This window comes from Prevotella sp. khp1 (assembly GCF_900102205.1).
In the GTDB taxonomy this organism is placed as follows: domain Bacteria; phylum Bacteroidota; class Bacteroidia; order Bacteroidales; family Bacteroidaceae; genus Prevotella; species Prevotella ruminicola.
Genome location: NZ_FNJZ01000002.1, coordinates 17,612 through 34,745 on the forward strand (window position 1 = coordinate 17,612; position 17,134 = coordinate 34,745).

12 protein-coding genes and 1 tRNA gene are annotated in these 17,134 nt (G+C 48.9%); 5 read left to right on the plus strand and 8 right to left on the minus strand.

Annotated elements, in window-relative coordinates:
- Positions 1-2 precede the first annotated feature (2 nt).
- From BLR73_RS06185 to BLR73_RS06200, 4 genes are all read right to left on the minus strand, one after another.
- Positions 3-1,508, minus strand: a complete 1,506-nt coding sequence (locus BLR73_RS06185) for a succinate CoA transferase (protein WP_091860216.1) — start codon at positions 1,506-1,508, stop codon at positions 3-5.
- A gap of 82 nt (positions 1,509-1,590) precedes the next feature.
- Positions 1,591-2,238, minus strand: a complete 648-nt coding sequence (locus tag BLR73_RS06190; RefSeq protein ID WP_028906842.1) for a PAQR family membrane homeostasis protein TrhA — start codon at positions 2,236-2,238, stop codon at positions 1,591-1,593.
- A 47-nt stretch (positions 2,239-2,285) separates the two neighbouring features.
- Positions 2,286-3,665 carry a glycoside hydrolase family 28 protein gene (locus BLR73_RS06195; protein ID WP_233456478.1) on the minus strand — a complete coding sequence of 460 codons (1,380 nt, stop codon included), beginning with the start codon at positions 3,663-3,665 and terminating at the stop codon, positions 2,286-2,288.
- A gap of 149 nt (positions 3,666-3,814) precedes the next feature.
- Positions 3,815-3,899 (minus strand) — tRNA-Leu (locus tag BLR73_RS06200).
- Positions 3,900-4,055: 156 nt separating this feature from the next.
- Here BLR73_RS06200 and BLR73_RS06205 point away from each other — a divergent pair.
- On the plus strand, positions 4,056-5,153 hold the full coding sequence (locus BLR73_RS06205) for a mannose-1-phosphate guanylyltransferase (RefSeq protein ID WP_091861228.1): 1,098 nt from the start codon (positions 4,056-4,058) through the stop codon (positions 5,151-5,153).
- On the opposite strand, the gene BLR73_RS06210 is transcribed toward BLR73_RS06205, so the two are convergent.
- The 4 genes from BLR73_RS06210 to BLR73_RS06225 all read right to left on the minus strand — a co-directional run bounded on the left by BLR73_RS06210 (position 5,154) and on the right by BLR73_RS06225 (position 8,124).
- On the minus strand, positions 5,154-5,546 hold the full coding sequence (locus tag BLR73_RS06210; protein WP_013064248.1) for an HIT family protein: 393 nt from the start codon (positions 5,544-5,546) through the stop codon (positions 5,154-5,156).
- Between the two features lie 23 nt (positions 5,547-5,569).
- Positions 5,570-6,037 carry a transcription elongation factor GreA gene (gene greA / locus BLR73_RS06215; RefSeq protein WP_013064600.1) on the minus strand — a complete coding sequence of 156 codons (468 nt, stop codon included), beginning with the start codon at positions 6,035-6,037 and terminating at the stop codon, positions 5,570-5,572.
- Between the two features lie 144 nt (positions 6,038-6,181).
- Entirely contained in the window at positions 6,182-7,138 is a 957-nt protein-coding gene (locus BLR73_RS06220) for a phosphatase PAP2 family protein (RefSeq protein WP_091860220.1), read from the minus strand.
- Positions 7,129-8,124: an NAD-dependent epimerase/dehydratase family protein gene (locus BLR73_RS06225; RefSeq protein WP_013063410.1), complete on the minus strand. Its 996-nt coding sequence runs from the start codon at positions 8,122-8,124 to the stop codon at positions 7,129-7,131. The genes BLR73_RS06220 and BLR73_RS06225 overlap by 10 nt, the downstream gene beginning before the upstream one ends.
- A 159-nt stretch (positions 8,125-8,283) precedes the next feature.
- On the opposite strand from BLR73_RS06225, the gene rnr reads away from it, so the two are divergent.
- From rnr to BLR73_RS06245, 4 genes are all read left to right on the plus strand, one after another.
- A complete protein-coding gene (gene rnr, locus BLR73_RS06230) occupies positions 8,284-10,425 on the plus strand; it encodes a ribonuclease R (RefSeq protein ID WP_013064580.1) in 2,142 nt (713 codons plus the stop codon).
- A gap of 105 nt (positions 10,426-10,530) precedes the next feature.
- The gene (locus BLR73_RS06235; RefSeq protein ID WP_091860223.1) at positions 10,531-12,114 is read left to right on the plus strand and encodes an ATP-binding protein; all 1,584 of its coding nucleotides are present in this window, start codon (positions 10,531-10,533) and stop codon (positions 12,112-12,114) included.
- A 117-nt stretch (positions 12,115-12,231) separates the two neighbouring features.
- Positions 12,232-14,910: a 4-alpha-glucanotransferase gene (locus tag BLR73_RS06240; RefSeq protein ID WP_091860226.1), complete on the plus strand. Its 2,679-nt coding sequence runs from the start codon at positions 12,232-12,234 to the stop codon at positions 14,908-14,910.
- A complete protein-coding gene (locus BLR73_RS06245) occupies positions 14,911-17,124 on the plus strand; it encodes a glycoside hydrolase family 97 protein (protein ID WP_091860228.1) in 2,214 nt (737 codons plus the stop codon).
- Positions 17,125-17,134: the final 10 nt, after the last annotated feature.

The window sequence follows — 17,134 nt, forward strand, 5'->3', positions numbered from 1 at the left end:
TTTTATTTCACATATTCAGCAAAGTCAGTCAGTTTCATGTCGCCCTTACGAGCCAGTGTGTCGTGCATGGCAAATGCAGCAGTGAGGCAATGACGGGTCTGTCCCATCTTAGCAATCTTCAGGTAATCCCACAACAGCTGCTTATAGTCGGGATGTGCGCAGTTCTCGATAATACACTCTGCACGCTGGGCAGGGCTCTTACCACGCAAGTCGGCCACACCCTGCTCGGTTACGATGATATTAACATCGTGCTCCGAAGAGTCCTGGTGACTAACGAATGGCACGATAGAACTGATGACACCACCCTTAGCAATCGAAGGACAGGTGAAGATAGAGAGGTAGGCATTGCGGATAAAGTCGCCGCTACCACCAATACCGTTCATCATCTTCACACCACTGATGTGGGTAGAGTTTACGTTACCATAAAGGTCGGCCTCGATAGCCGTATTAATAGCAATCACACCTAATCTACGGATAAGCTCAGGCGAGTTACTGATCTCGCTCTGGCGCAGTGTCAGGTGCTGCTTCATGTAGTCCATATTGTCGTAAACCTGCATCAGGCAATCGTTAGATACAGTGAGCGAGCAAGCCGATGCATCTTTTACACGTCCGTTCAACATCATATCGATTACTGAGTTCTGAATCACCTCGGTATAGATATTGAAGTTAGGCACGTGCTTGTCCTCACCGAGTGCACCAAGAATAGCGTTGGCTGTTGAACCTACACCACTCTGCAATGGCAGGAACTCCTGAGGGATACGACCTTTGTGCATCTCCTCTACCAGGAACTCGGCAGTCAGGAAACCAATCTTTTCGGTTACAGGATCGCTATCCTTAAAGGCACGGGCCTCGTCGGGAATGTTGCACTCTACAACTCCTACCACCTTGTCCTTAGGAATGCTTACATAGGGCTTACCAATACGGTCGCCTACGTGCTCAATGGGGATAGCCTTGCGGTAAGGAGGATCAAGTGGCTCATACACGTCGTGAATAAACTTGGCGTTGGGATTGTGGAACGAGTTGAGCTCGAGAATAACCTTCTTAGCCAAACGGGCTGCTGTGGGTGAGATACCACCTGCAGCAGTGAGATACACGTGATAGTCGTTGCCAACCTCTTCGATGTCGCACACCTCGAGGATAGCCCAATCCACATCGCCATAGAAACCGTAACGCAGCTCCTGTGCCATATGACTCAGGTGCAGGTCGTTATAGGGAATCTCACCCAAATTAACATGCTTACGGAAATCGGGATTAGTGGTATAAGGGGCACGATACTTAATGGCCTGCGCATTTGCCAAGTCGCCATCGGTACTCTGACCAGTAGAAGCACCGGTAAAGATACCTACCTTAAACTCGCGACCAGCCTCATGCTCAGCTACAGCAATTTTAGCCAACTCTTTTGTTGTTGCCTTGGCTACACCTGCGGGTGTAAAACCACTCATGGCGATGTTCTCGCCATTCTTAATCAATGCTGCAGCCTCGGCAGCTGTGATACGTGTATATGCCATATGATAGATTAAATTTGCAAATTTGCGTGCAAAATTACTACTTTTTAGCGAAACGACCAAAAAAACCCCGAACTTTTAACCATTATAAGTACTCCATCAGCACATCCCACACGGCAATGATGTGACAAATGCTACCAGCAAGCACAAAAAAGTGGAAAACGGAGTGCATATACTTGGTCTTATTCAAAGAATAAAAAACGGCACCAGTGATGTAGCTCACACCCTCGGCAATAATCCATACAACAGCCGCTGTTGATACCGAATCGATCAGGGGTTTGAAGGCCACCAGAACACTCAGACCCATACCGACGAAACAGAACGTTTCGACGTTGGAATGCTCTTTTAAATGGATAAAGCTGATAATGGTTCCTGCAATAGCACAAGCCCACACAAAGCAGAAAAGGCTCCATCCCCAATAACCTTGTTCGCGCAGGGCCACCAACGTTAAAGGCGAGTACGAACCAGCTATATGCCAGTAGATGGCAGCATGGTCCCATTTGCGTAATCGTTCCTTCCATTTTGAGTGGTGCTTGATGGAGTGATAGATGGTAGAAGCTGCATACGAGCCTAGCATACCAAACAGGTAAAGAATCACGCCAATTCGGGCCCAGTTATTATCGGCCTGGAAGCACCATATCAGGAAAATAATGCCAAACACCACACCCAACAGAACACCTCCACCGTGTGATGCTGCATTCCATATCTCCTCCTTCTTGGTATACCTAATCATAACGAATCTATTTAATTAAAATCTTTTGTAGAGTTTTTGACATTTTCTTATTCAATCAACAGCCTGTCCACATCCTCATCAACAATGGCAGGACGGAAATCATCGGCCGCTAACTTCAGTTGCACATTTTGGAGCGTTATACCATCGATATGACGAAGATAGAAGCCCCATGACGGGAGTTCGCCAAACATGGTAAACTCCGGATATTTCTGTATCTGTTCGGGCACATCGCCTTTACGCCAAAGGGGAATATAGGCCATACCTTTGGTGGCCCGACCAGGATAAAGGATGCTGACATTCTGAAGCAGAACGTCCTGGATTTTATTGCCAGGGATACCGCAGATGCTACTGGGGAAGGGATTGTGAAAGAAATCCACTTCAGGGCCTCGCAAGTCGTAAGCCTCATCGGGACGACCGAAAGGAACCTCACACTTAAAATCGCGAATAGTAACATGCTTAAGCGAGCCTTTACGCTGACCTGCACGCTGTCCTAAACGCATAAATACAGGATTGCCGGTGTTCCGTGCATCAACACGCTCCACAAGGATGCTATCTATCTGAGCACCATCAACACTCTCGATAGCGATGGCCGAACGGAACGTATCGCGAACCTTGATATCGTGGATATACACCTGACGAAATCCACCCCACGAAGCAGTACCGAACTTGATGGCCGAAGCACTGCTACGGATATCCAAACGAGCCAACTCTATATCACGGCACTCGCTCTGGGTGTGATACGACTTCAAGCAAACACCATCATCGGCCGAGTTGATACGGCAATCGGCTACCAGTACATGCTGGCAATCCGTAAAGTCGATACCATCATTATTCCAATAAGCACGGTTCTCGATAGTCAGGTTGGTAAGCTTCAGGTGCTGACATAAATCGAACGACAAACCCCAGTTGGCACTGCTTTTCAATGTCACGTCATTGACCTCAATATTCTTACAGCGGTAAAAGAAAAAGAGTTTGGGACGCGCCAGTTCGCCGGGACGTTGGCGACGCTGGTTGTAATGTGCATCAACCCGTTCGCCTGTATGGTGCAGACTATCGATATTCAGGGCCAACTGCAGGCCCTGCCCATCAATCACACCCTTTCCGCAAATAGAAACGTGTTCAGCTCCATCTGCCATCAACAAGGCCATCGAGGCATTATCACCCCGTTGGTCGTCGGTATCTTCAACAGCCATCGACTGATAGTGGTAAGGATTGGTGCTACCAAGCAACACAGCACCCTCATCAAACTGCAGTGTAATGCCTGAACGCAGCATCAAGCCACCTGTAAGATAGTGTCCTGGCGCCAGCAACAATGTGCCACCACCTTTCTTAGCCAAACGATCGATGGCTTGTTGCAACTGGTTGGTACACAGCGACTGGCCTGTAGTATCTACCTGCAAATCGCGGGTACTTATCGTTGTTTTCACCTTAGCAGAGCAAGGCAAAACAGCCAACAACAGCAACAGAAAAAACGCAAAACACTTTCTCATGGCTGCAAAGGTAATCATTTTCCTGAAAAACTACTAACTTTTTGGCACAAAAAAAGGGAATCCGAAGATTCCCTTGCCTTAGGACTTGGTACCCAGACCCGGGATCGAACCGGGATGGATTGCTCCACTGGTGTTTGAGACCAGCGCGTCTACCGATTCCGCCATCTGGGCTTAACAGTTTTAGCTGCTTAATCTCCTAAAGCGGGTGCAAAGATACGACTTTTATTTGAATTACCAAAAGAAAATGAAAAAAAACTTGGATTTTCTTGTTTGTTTCGCAAAATATTTGTATGTTTGCAGGTAGAATATAATGCTAAAATCCTAATGATGGAAATAAATAATAATAAAAATTACTGCGTGATTCTGGCAGGGGGTCGCGGTCAGCGATTATGGCCCGTCAGCCGAGAGCAGTACCCTAAACAGTTTTTGGACCTTTTTGGCACTGGCCGCACTTTGTTACAAACGACTTACGACCGTTTTGCCCGATTGTTACCCAAAGATAATATATTAATATGTACATGCGCGGGATATCTGGAACTGGTGAAAGAACAACTACCTGAGGTTGGTACAAAGAACATCATCGTAGAGCCTATTCATCGCAACACAGCCCCCAGTGTAGCTTGGGCTGCCATGCGTATTCACCATCATACACCAGATGCCAATATCATCGTATCGCCCAGCGATCAGCTGATATTGAACGAGTCATCATTTGAACACAGCATGGAGGTAGGCATCAGTTACGTTACCAGAAACAACGTGCTGCTGGCTATGGGCGTTAAACCCACACGTGCCGAGCCTGGCTATGGTTACATACAGCTGGGCGACCTGAGCTGCAAGCCTGATGTGTTCGAGGTTAAATCATTCACCGAGAAGCCCGAACGCGAGTTTGCACGCATGTTTATGGAGAGCGGCGAGTTCTACTGGAACACAGGCATCTTCATTTCGAACGCCTACCACTTGCTCGACACGTTCGAGCATGTATTTCCCCCGGTACTGCGTGAGTTACGCTACGACAACCCGGACTACACTGAGGAGGAGGAAGCCAAGTTTGTGGCCGATAACTATCCACGCTATCCCAACCTATCACTCGACTACGCTATTCTGGAGCAGAGCAACAACAACGTGTATGTGATGAAGTGCGACTTTGGATGGGCCGACCTGGGTACCTGGCATGCCATCTACGAGGTGATGCACAAAGTGCCCGACGACAATGTGGTGATGGACTCGGAGGTGATACTAGAGGACTGCAAGAACAACATCATCAAGCTACCTAAAGGAAAACTGGGTGTGTTCAACGGTCTGGAGGGATATATCGTAGCCGAAGAAGACGGAGTGCTACTCATCTGCAAGAAGAGCGACAACTCGTCGATGGTAAAGAAATATGTAAACGAGGTAAGGATTAAATACGGTGATGAGTTTGTGTAATCACACAAACTCACCACGTATTTTTTCGGCAATAGCCTTAAACTGATCTTCTGTAAGCTTCAGCTTTTCACGGCGGAAGTCAACATCGGCCTCACTCTGCATAGGGATGAGGTGGATATGTGCGTGGGGCACTTCGAGGCCCAGCACTACCTGTGCTACCTTTTTGCATGGGAAGGCCTTCTTGATGGCCAGAGCAACGCGCTTAGCAAACACCTGATAGCGAGCCAACTCGTCGTCGTCCATATCAAAGATGTAATCTACTTCGCGGCGGGGGATAACCAGTGTATGTCCCTCTACCAACGGATTAATATCAAGAAATGCGTAGAACTCCTCGTTCTCAGCGCACTTATAGCTGGGAATCTCGCCAGCTGCGATTTTGCTAAAGATATCCATGCCTTTCAATTTTCAATTATCAATTAACCAACAGTGATCTTGTCGATACGCAGTTTGATAGTACCACGAGGAATCTTCACCTCAACCTCATCACCCACCTTATGGTTCAGCAAGCCCTGGGCAATAGGAGTCTGGATAGAGATCTTACCCTCACGCAGGTTAGCCTCGCTCTCGCTTACAATAGTGTAAGTCATCTTGGCCTTATTGGTCAGGTTAGTCATCTCTACTTTCGAGAGAATCTGTACAGAATCGGTGCTCAAACGGCTGGTATCTATCACCTTTGCTTCGGCGATAGTCATCTTCAGCTGATTGATCTTATCCTCAAGGTGAGCCTGTGCCTCCTTAGCGGCATCGTACTCAGAGTTCTCACTCAAATCACCCTTTTCACGGGCCTCGGCAATAGCGGCTGAGGCCTTTGGACGCTCAACACCTTCTAAACGCTGCAGTTCGGCTATCAGTTTATCGTAGCCTTCTTGTGACATGTATGCCATAACTATTCAATTTTTAAAGATTTTCTTAATTACTCGGATGGACAAAAAAGAAAAGAATCCCGACTCGCCTTGTGTCGGAATCCCTATGTTGTATTATGTCTTATCCTTACTTATTCGGTTGCAAAGATAAGCATTATTTTCGAATCAAACAAATTTTTTTGATAAAAAAAACAAAAACGCATAGATGACGAGGGCCGAAATCCAACCACCAATCACATCTACTGCATAGTGCGCCTGAATGTAAACAGTTGCGAAACACATCAGCACGTAAAAGGGCAACAATGTGCACAGCAGTTTACGATTACGGGCATGCCAAGCCAACAACAACAGAATGGTGGTTACACCCACATGACTGCTGGGGAAAGCTGCCGTAGGACGTTCGCCTGCTGCGTGCGCACTGGCCACACACTGGTAGAAGAAGCCATCCTTCCAACCTGGTATGGTTAACGCCTCAGTGTGGGTAGCGAAATAATCGCCCACATTGGGGAAGTTGCCCTGTGCTATCTGATCTACGCCTGCTGCCAAGTAGTAATACTGCGGACCGGTAACGGGCATCAGTACAAAGATGACATAATAGAGCATGAATGATGCCAAGATGATAAACACCACACGCGAAAACTCCTGATAACGATACAGGAAATAGTAAAGCGTTACCAAGGCTATGAGCGGATAATACGAGGCATAGCCCAGATGCATCAGCTCGCTGAACACCGGATTAGAAACAACCTGCGAAAAGACCAGAGCCGGCTGGAAGTGGAACAGCTGCTGCTCGTAACCGGCAAACACATGGTCGAGATTAGGGAATACCTGATTGATATCATAGGTATCAGGATACCACCACGACAGCAGTATCAGCTGCAATGCCACACGGAACATCATCGTGAGGCGGCAGGGAATCATACGATACACCCACCAGAGTGCCAGAGTAGAAATAACCACCTGCGCACGTCCCCAAAGCATTTCGCCTGGATTCTGCAATTTGGTAAAGGTAATCATAATAAGCAGCAACGTAAACAGCAAATAAGCCATCACTGCCCACTCGAATGCCATTAATCCCTTACGGGGTTTCTTTTCTATCTCGAATATCTTTTTTATAACCATTTGTTATCCTGATACCATTTAATTGTTTCTTTCACGCCACGTTCCAGATCGTACTCAGGCTTATAGCCCAGTTCACTGATAGCGGGCTGTATATCACAACGCCAATTACGCTGACGAAGAATATTATATTTATCGTTATTAAGCGCGGTTACCTTACCTGTCAGTCGTCCGATATACTCACCAAAGAAGGTTACCACACGCAGTACCCAGATAGGCGCCTTGATTCGAATCCACCATGGGCATCCCAGTTCCTGATGAATCAGATTGCTGAACGTCTCGCTCTGATATACCTTACCATCACTCAAGAAGTACTTTCTACCGTTCTCGCCCTTATCCAAAGCCAGGAAGATGGCCTGAACCACATCCTTTACATATACAAAGGTGATATCCTGACGCTTGTAGCCTACAGCAAAATCAGAGTGCTGCTTAATGCTCTTGGCCATAATAAAATAGTCTTTCTCACGAGGACCATAAACACCAGTTGGACGTACTATTATATAAGGTACGCGCGAGGCCATCTGTTCCAGATACTGCTCAGCGGCCAGTTTACTGCGACCATAAGCGGTATTAGGCTGGGGCGTATCGGTTTCCTTAATCTCCTGATAAGGCTGCTGTTCACGGATAGCACCAAAAATGCTCAAGCTGCTTACAAACACCAATCGCTTCAGCGGCATACCTACCTCGACGAGTGCATCTACCAGATTCTTAGTTCCCTCGGTGTTTATACGGAAGAAATCCTGTTTATCCAAGCACTTAGTTACACCTGCAGCATGTACCACATAATCGAATGCCTGACCACGTAGCTGCTCCACCAGTTGAGCCTTCGACGAAAGGTTCAGTTCGATAAAGTTGATGCGCTCATCCTGCAGATAAGCCTTAGAGCTACTGCCACGTACCGCAGCCCATGTATCAAAGCCGCGACGGAGTGCCTCCTCAACAATAAACGAGCCGATAAAACCACTCGCACCAGTTACTAATATCTTCATACATCTTAAAAATTTTCGTGCAAAGTTACAATTTTTTAGGCACGGATTACACGGATTACACGGATTTTAACTATTTTACGAAAAAATCTGTGTCAATCCGTGTAATCCGTGCCTTTTTTTTCTTATCTTTGCAGGCAGAAAGAAAAAAGAAAACAAGCTATGGGTAAGAAGAAAGGTGGAAAACGTTTAGGAAAGAAGCAGGTAAGCGAACTACTACAGAACCTGTTTCAACATAATCCTAACGAAACATTCTCGTTCAAACAAATATTCAAGGTGTTGAAACTCGACACTCATCCTCTCAAGATGCTGGCCATCGATGTGATGGAGGAGATGGCGTGGGATGATTTCCTGCTGAAAGTGAGTGACAACTCCTATAAACTAAACCTGAAGACTCAGGTACAGGAAGGTATCTTCCACAGAAAAGCTAACGGACGTAACTCGTTTGTGCCTGATGATGGTGGTACACCTGTGTTTGTGGCCGAACGTAACTCGATGTCGGCTATGGATGGCGACCATGTAAAGGTATCACTTATGGCGCGCCGCGATAAGCATATCAAAGAGGCAATGGTTATCGAGATTGTGAAGCGAGCCCACGACACGATCGTTGGTAAGCTGCGCGTTGAAAAGGATATAGCCTTCCTGGTAACAGCTGACTCTACGATTGTTCACGATATCATCATTCCTAAGCGTAAGCTGAAGGGAGGTAAGACCGACGACAAGGCTGTAGTAAAGATTATCCAGTGGCCCGATCAGGACCATAAGAACATCATCGGTCAGGTCATCGATATTCTGGGTAAGACAGGTGAAAACAATGCTGAGATGCACGCCATCCTGGCACAGTATAATCTGCCTTATAAGTATCCCAAGAACGTAGAAGAGGCTGCCGAGAAGATCGACGCAGCTATCACCCCAGAGGAGATTGCTCGCCGTGAGGACTTCCGCGATGTATTCACATGCACCATCGACCCCAAGGATGCCAAGGACTTCGACGATGCCCTGAGTATCAGGAAGACAGACAAAGGTCTTTGGGAGGTTGGCGTACACATCGCCGATGTATCACACTACGTAAAAGAGGGTTCAACCATCGACAAGGAAGCATATGCACGTGCCACCAGTATCTATCTGGTGGATCGTACCATCCCTATGCTGCCCGAGCGTTTGTGTAACTTTATCTGTTCGCTGCGCCCCGACGAGGAAAAACTGTGCTACAGCGTTATCTTCAAGATGGACGACGAGGCAAACATCAAGGATTGGCATCTGGCACACACCGTGATTAAGAGCGACCGTCGCTATGCCTACGAAGAGGTTCAACAGATTATTGAAGAGGGAAAAGGCGAAAACGCCGAATTCCTGTTGAAGCTTGATGCGCTGGCCAAGAAACTGCGCGAAGCCCGATTCAAGAACGGTAGTGTAAAGTTCGACCGCGAGGAGTTGCACTTTGATATCGACGAGACTGGCAAACCTATCCGCGCCTACTTCAAGGTGTCGAAAGATGCCAACAAGCTGATTGAGGAATTCATGCTGCTGGCCAATAAAACGGTGGCCGAAAGTATCGGTCGCGTGAAGAAGGGTGTTAAAGCAAAGACGCTGCCTTACCGTATTCACGACCAACCAGATCCACAGAAGTTGGAGAATCTGCGCGAGTTTGTGGCTAAGTTCGGCTATAAGGTAAAAACTGCCGGTACCAAGGGTGCTATCACCAAGTCGCTTAACGCCCTGATGTCGCAGGCCGAAGGTACACGCGAGCAGAATGCCATTGAGACTGTTGCTTTGCGTGCCATGATGAAAGCCAAGTATAGCGTACACAATATCGGTCACTATGGACTTGCATTTGACTACTACACGCACTTCACTTCACCCATCCGTCGTTATCCTGACATGATGGTTCACCGTCTGCTTACCAAGTATCAGGATGGTGCCCGTTCGGCCAACAAGGATAAGTACGAGGAGTTCTGCGAGCACTGCAGCGACATGGAGCAGATATCCATGAATGCTGAGCGCGACTCTATCAAGTACAAGATGGTAGAGTTTATGGCCGACAAGATTGGTAATACCTACGATGCACATATCAGCGGCATCCAGTCGTACGGTATCTATGCCCAGATTGACGAGACCCACTGTGAAGGAATGATACCTATTCGCGACCTGGGTAACGACTACTACGACTTCGACGAGAAGAACTACATGATTGTAGGTCGTCGTCATCACACCAAGTACCAGTTGGGCGACCCCATACGTATTCAGGTAGCCCGTGCCAATCTGGAGCGCAAGCAGTTAGACTTTACGCTGGCTGATGATTAAGAAGATTAAGAACTTATATTAATAAAACAAATACACGTGATTAAATTGAGACTAGACAGATACTGGATTGTAGGGTTGTTGATAACAACTCTATGCAGTATATCTATGCGAGCAATAGCATTCGTGCCACCTACAGACCAGATTACCATTGGTCTGGATGCCAACTATGCCCCACTGCAATCGGTAGATAAAGACGGACTTCCCCATGGTTACGACATCGACTTTACACGCGAGTTGATGAAGCGTATGGGTATCAAATACTATTATGTGCCCAACCTGTGGAACAAGGTGGCCACCTCGGTGCTTAACGGCGATACCGATCTGGCGATGATGGTTTACTCATCCTATCGCAAGGATACCATCTATTATTCGCGTCCTATCTTCCGTCTGTACTACCAGGTGGTGTATCGTAAAAGCGACTACAAGGCGTTTGACTTCCGTAACCTGAAAGGTAAGACATTTGCCTTCCTGAACTCACGCCATATTTCCGAACTGGTGGAGCGCGAAGGTGGTACTTGCGTAAAAGTTAACGATCTCGACCAGTCGTTCCGCGAACTGGCAAACGGCCGTTACGATGCCATTATCTGCTACCGTTATCAGGCCAAATACTTTATCGATCATTACGGCCTCGAGAGTCTGGCTCGAGAGGAGATTTCGCTACAGCCACGCGAATACTGCTATGTAGGCCACAACAAGGAGCTGATCGACGCCATCAGTCTGGAGATAGCCAAGATGGACAGCGAAGGACTGGTTGACAAGATATATGGCTCGGAAATCAAGGAAGGCGTTAGTCATCATGGTGTGCCCATGTGGATCTGGTATCTAAGTGTTATAATCATCCTGGCACTCATCTCACTTTATATCTTTACCCTCTATCGCTCTCGCCGCAAGTTGCAGTTCACTAACGCTATGTTAGAAACCAACTACAACATCTTGGAAATGAGCCACATGGAGTTGGAGCAAACCAACCACCAGCTGATAGAGGCCACAGCCAGAGCTGAGGAATCATCGAAGATGAAGACCCACTTTATCCAACAGATTTCGCACGAGATACGTACCCCATTGAATATCCTGAGTGGCTTTACACAGATACTCACCACTCCAGACTTAGAGTTAGGCGAGGACGAGAAGAAGCAGATTGCCAACGACATTGTAACCAATACCGAACGTATTACCGGTCTGGTTAACAAGATGTTGGAACTGAGCGATGCCAACAGTCGTAACGTGATTGATCGAACCGATAAGGTATCGCCTAACAAGATTGCCAGCGAGGCCATCGCCCAAAGTATGATTGCCGATAATCCCTCACTGACGTTTGATCTGGAGATACAGCCTGAGGTAGAGAAGATTCTACTGAAGACAAATATGCAGGCAGCTGTTCGTGCCCTGACTTTGTTACTCGACAATGCGCGCAAATTCAGTGCAAAAAGTGCCGATCAACATGTAAAACTGCATATAGAGGCCCTGCCCAGCAGTGTACAGTTCGCAATCGAAGACAATGGTATAGGCGTTCCAGCCAAGGAAGCTGAGCACATCTTCGACGAGTTTGTACAGCTCGACGCCTATTACGAAGGCACTGGTATCGGACTAACCGTAGCACGTAGTATGGCCCGCCGAATGGGAGGCGATATACAACTGGATACCGACTTTAATCCTGGCGCCAGATTCGTCATGACACTCCCCCGATAAGCAGAGTTTCTTGCATGCAATCGTTTGCATCGAGAAACTATCAATTACAAGCCCGTTTGGAAACACCGAACGGGTTATTTTTGTACTTTTGCCAAAAATAACTAAAAGCAAGTTGGTATGAAGATCACTTTCAACCTGGAGTACCAGACTATCTTCGGCGAAGAGCTGGCACTGAACATCCTAACGGATGGCAAGACGGAAGAGCACAAGATGACAACCCAGGATGGGCTGCACTGGATGTGCGAAATGAATAAGGCAGAGAAATCGGCTGCCCACATCGACTATTATTATACCGTGATGCGCGGCGACCATGAGCAGCGTCACGAGTGGCTGGTTATTCCACACCGTTTGGAGTTTGCTGCAGCCAAGGGAGCCCGTTATATGGTTTACGACCACTGGATTGATATCCCAGAGGATTCGTATATGTACTCGACTGCTTTTACCGAATGTGTGGCCGCCCGTACACAAAAAATGAGCAACCTGACATCCTATGGCAAGACCGTACGTCTGAAGGTTCGTGCCCCACAGCTGCGCAACAACGAGCGCCTGGCACTGATTGGTGGCGGCGAGACCTTAGGCAACTGGGAGGCTAAGCGTGCCATTGATATGGCAGAACACGAAAACAACGAATGGGTTATCAGTCTTGACGCCGACAAACTCCCTCGTACCATCGAGTTCAAATTCGTTGCCCTCGACGAGAAAGTAGATGTTACCCCACTGTGGGAGAACGGTATGAACCGTACTGTAGAGCTGCCCCAGATGGCAGATGGCGAGGTCGTTGTCTATGAACTGTCGCAGGCCTACTTCCCTGTCTATCCTTGGAAGGGTGCCGGTACCGTTATCCCTATCTTCTCTTTACGCAGTGAGGGCAGCTTTGGTGTTGGCGACTTCGGCGACCTGAAGCTGATGATTGACTGGTGCGACAAGACCAAGCAGCGCGTACTGCAGGTGCTGCCCATCAACGATACCAATATCACCCACACCTGGCAGGATTCATATCCCTACAACTCTATCAGCATCTATGCACTGCATCCGCAATACACCGATTTGCGCCAGCTGCCTCAGCTTAAGGACGAGAAGCTGCGCCAGGAGTACGAGGTTCTGCGTAAATCGCTGAACGCCCTGCCACAAATCGACTATGAGCGTGTGAACAACGCTAAGATGGACTATCTGCATGCCATCTTTGCTCAGGAAGGTGCCAAGACGATGAAGACGGCAGCCTTTAAGCAGTTCTTCGAGCAGAACAAGGAGTGGCTGGTACCTTATGCCGCTTTCTGTCATTACCGTGATCTATACGGCACAGCCACATTCCAGGACTGGCCCGACCATCATGAGTTGCCCGACAGCGAGCGCGAGGCCATGAGCAAGTCAACAACTAAGTTATATAAAGAGGTGGCCTTCTGGTACTATGTACAGTTCAACCTCGATCAGCAGATGCGTGCCGCCCATGCTTATGCCCGCAAGAAGCGCGTGGTGCTGAAGGGCGATATCCCCATCGGCATCAGTCGCGATGGTGTAGAGGCATGGGTAGAACCAAAGTACTTCAACCTGAACGGTCAGGCAGGTGCACCACCTGATGCTTTCTCAGCCAACGGTCAGAACTGGGGATTCCCCACCTACAACTGGGATGCTATGCTCGAAGACGGCTGCTCTTGGTGGGTTCGCCGTTTCCGCAAGATGGCAGAGTACTTCGATGCTTATCGCATCGACCACGTATTAGGCTTCTTCCGTATCTGGGAGATTCCTATCGATGCCGTTCACGGTCTGTTAGGTCAGTTCTCGCCTTCATTGGGTATGACCCGCGAGGAGATTGAGGCCTATGGTCTGCACTTCCAGGAGGAGTTGTTCACCAAGCCATTCATTGCCGACTGGACACTGGAGCGCATCTTTGGCGAGCGTGCTCAGTACGTCAAAGACACATTCCTGGATCATGCACATGATGATATCTGGCAGATGAAGCCCGAATACGACACCCAGCGCAAGGTAGAGGCTGCCTTTAGGGGTAAGACCGGCGAGGCAGATTTGAATCTCCGTGATGGTCTGTATGCCCTCATCAGCGATGTGCTCTTTGTGCGCGATCGCAAGAACAAGGACAAGTTCCATCCCCGTATCGGCGTTCAGAACGACTTTATCTACGAAGCCCTTTGGGACAACGATAAGTTCGTGTTCAATCGTTTGTACAACGACTACTTCTATCGCCGCAACAACCAGTTCTGGTACACCGAAGCGATGAAGAAGATGCCACGTTTGACACAGGCCACACGCATGCTGGTATGTGCCGAAGACCTGGGTATGGTGCCCGATTGCGTACCCTGGGTGATGAACGAACTGCGCATCCTGAGCCTCGAAATCCAGTCGATGCCAAAGGATCCGACTACACGCTTCGGCAAACTGTCGCATAACCCCTATCGCTCAGTAGATACCATCTCTACCCACGATATGTCAACATTGCGCCAATGGTGGGACGAGGACGAGGAGCAGACACAGAGCTACTACAACACCACACTTCGTCGTGGTGGTGCAGCCCCTCACCCACTGCCAGGTTGGTTGGCCAAGGACATTGTGAGCCGTCACCTCACATCGCCTTCAATGCTCTGTCTGCTGTCTTTGCAGGATTGGCTGAGCATCGACGAGGGCCTTCGCCTACCCGACCAGAATGCCGAGCGCATCAACATCCCGGCCAATCCACGCCACTACTGGCGTTACCGCATGCACCTCACCATCGAGCAGTTGCTGCAAGCCGACGACTTCAATAACGAAATCAGCACATTAATTATTCAAAGCGGAAGAAAATAAATGAAAAAGTTACTCTTATCGCTGGCTTTGCTGCCACTGATGGCCATCGCCGGCAATGTAAAATCGCCTAACGGCAACATTGAATTAAAGTTTTCTGTTGACAACACTGGTCGCCCTGTCTATGAGATGACCTACAAGGGATGTGCCGTCATCAAGCCTTCTCATCTCGGACTGGAGCTGGCTAAGGACCGCCACTCATCCAAGTGGACCAACGAGACCGACCTGATGGACGGCTTCGCTATCGCCAAGGAAGAAACCTCTACCTTCGACGAGACCTGGCAGCCAGTATGGGGCGAAACCAAGAACATTCGCAACCATTACAACGAACTGGCAGTAACGTTGGATCAGCCATCAGCTAAGCGCCAGATGCTCATCCGTTTCCGTGTCTATGACGATGGTATCGGATTCCGTTACGAGTTCCCTCAGCAGAAAGAGCTCAACTACTTCCTGATTGAAGAGGAGCGCACAGAGTTTGCCATGGCAGGCGATCACACTGCCTGGTGGCTGCCTGGCGATTACGACACCCAGGAGCAGGTGACACAGGAGACCAAGCTCTCAGGCATTCGTGGACGTTTCAACGAGGCTGTCAACTGGTACAACTCCTCGGTAGCCGTATTCTCAGAGACGGGCGTGCAGACATCGCTGCAGATGAAGAGCGACGATGGTCTTTACATCAATATCCATGAGGCAGCCTGTCTGGACTATGCCACCATGCATCTGGAGCTGGTGGATGCTCAGACCAAGCACCTCTCACAGGAGCTGAAAGGCTTTACTAATGCCTATACCCCAAATCCGGCTCCTTCACGCTATCCTTTGCCACAGCCTTTCACCTTCGTGAGCCACCTTACTCCCGATGCTACAGGCTTGAAGGGTGCCATGCAGACACCTTGCAACACCCCTTGGCGCACCGTGATGGTATCAGACGATGCACGCGACATGCTGTCGAACAACCTCATCCTGAACCTGAACGAGCCTTGTAAGATTGAGGACACCTCATGGATCCACCCCACCAAGTACTGCGGTGTATGGTGGGAGATGATCGTAGGCAAGAGCTCATGGAACTATACCGACGAATATCCCAGCATCAAGCTCGACCAGATCGACTGGAACAAGGTGAAGCCTAACGGTCGTCATGGTGCCAACAACGAGAAGGTGAAGCGTTATATCGACTTTGCAGCCAAGAACGGCCTCGACGAGGTATTGGTTGAAGGTTGGAACGTTGGTTGGGAAGACTGGGCCAACCTGTGGAAGCGCGACGTGTTTGACTTCGTGACCCCCTATCCTGATTTCGACATCAAGATGCTCAACGACTATGCCCACTCTAAGGGTGTGAAACTGCTGATGCACCACGAGACCTCAAGTTCTACTCAGAACTACGAGCGCCACATGGAGCAGGCTTTCAACTTGATGAACAAATACGGCTACGACGCTGTGAAGACCGGTTACGTGGGCGACATCATCCCACGTGGCGACCACCACTACTCGCAGTCGATGAACAACCACTATCTCTATGTAGTGAAAGAGGCTGCCAAGCACCATATCATGGTCAACGCCCACGAGGCAACACGCCCCACCGGTATCTGCCGTACATGGCCTAACCTCGTTGGTAACGAGTCGGCTCGCGGCACAGAGTACGAGGCCTTCGGCGGTTCTAACCCCGATCACACCTGTATTCTGCCATTCACCCGTTTGCAGGGCGGTCCGATGGACTACACCCCAGGTATCTTCGTCACCAAGCTGAAGGAGTGGAGCGACAACGACTCTTGGGCACGCATCACCATCGCTGGTTCGCTGGCTCTCTATCTCACCATGTACTCACCATTGCAGATGGCTGCCGACCTGCCAGAGAACTACGAGAAGTTCGACGATGCCTTCCAGTTCATCCGTGATGTGGCTTGCGACTGGGACGAGAGCATCTACCTGGAGGCCGAGCCTGCCGACTATATCACCGTAGCCCGCAAGGCCAAGGGCACCGACAACTGGTTTATCGGTGGCAAATGTGATGAGAACGGACACAAGAGCACCATCAAGCTCAACTTCTTAGACAAAGGTCGTAAATACGACTGTACCATCTATGCCGATGCCAAGGATGCTCACTACGAGAAGAATCCTCAGGCTTATGTCATCACCAAGAAGGTGGTAACAGCCAAGGATGTGCTGAAACTCACAGAGGCTCCTGGTGGAGGTTTCGCCGTATCACTTATTGCAAAATAAAGCATGAAGA

Bases quoted from the DNA above. Each gene is read 5' to 3' on its own strand.
- greA (WP_013064600.1), bottom strand. From the start codon at position 6,037: ATGGCATACATGTCACAAGAAGGCTACGATAAACTGATAGCCGAACTG.
- BLR73_RS06190 (WP_028906842.1), bottom strand. From the start codon at position 2,238: ATGATTAGGTATACCAAGAAGGAGGAGATATGGAATGCAGCATCACAC.
- BLR73_RS06220 (WP_091860220.1), bottom strand. From the start codon at position 7,138: ATGGTTATAAAAAAGATATTCGAGATAGAAAAGAAACCCCGTAAGGGA.
- BLR73_RS06240 (WP_091860226.1), top strand. From the start codon at position 12,232: ATGAAGATCACTTTCAACCTGGAGTACCAGACTATCTTCGGCGAAGAG.
- BLR73_RS06185 (WP_091860216.1), bottom strand. From the start codon at position 1,508: ATGGCATATACACGTATCACAGCTGCCGAGGCTGCAGCATTGATTAAG.
- BLR73_RS06235 (WP_091860223.1), top strand. From the start codon at position 10,531: ATGCGAGCAATAGCATTCGTGCCACCTACAGACCAGATTACCATTGGT.
- BLR73_RS06225 (WP_013063410.1), bottom strand. From the start codon at position 8,124: ATGAAGATATTAGTAACTGGTGCGAGTGGTTTTATCGGCTCGTTTATT.
- BLR73_RS06210 (WP_013064248.1), bottom strand. From the start codon at position 5,546: ATGGATATCTTTAGCAAAATCGCAGCTGGCGAGATTCCCAGCTATAAG.
- BLR73_RS06205 (WP_091861228.1), top strand. From the start codon at position 4,056: ATGGAAATAAATAATAATAAAAATTACTGCGTGATTCTGGCAGGGGGT.
- BLR73_RS06245 (WP_091860228.1), top strand. From the start codon at position 14,911: ATGAAAAAGTTACTCTTATCGCTGGCTTTGCTGCCACTGATGGCCATC.
- rnr (WP_013064580.1), top strand. From the start codon at position 8,284: ATGGGTAAGAAGAAAGGTGGAAAACGTTTAGGAAAGAAGCAGGTAAGC.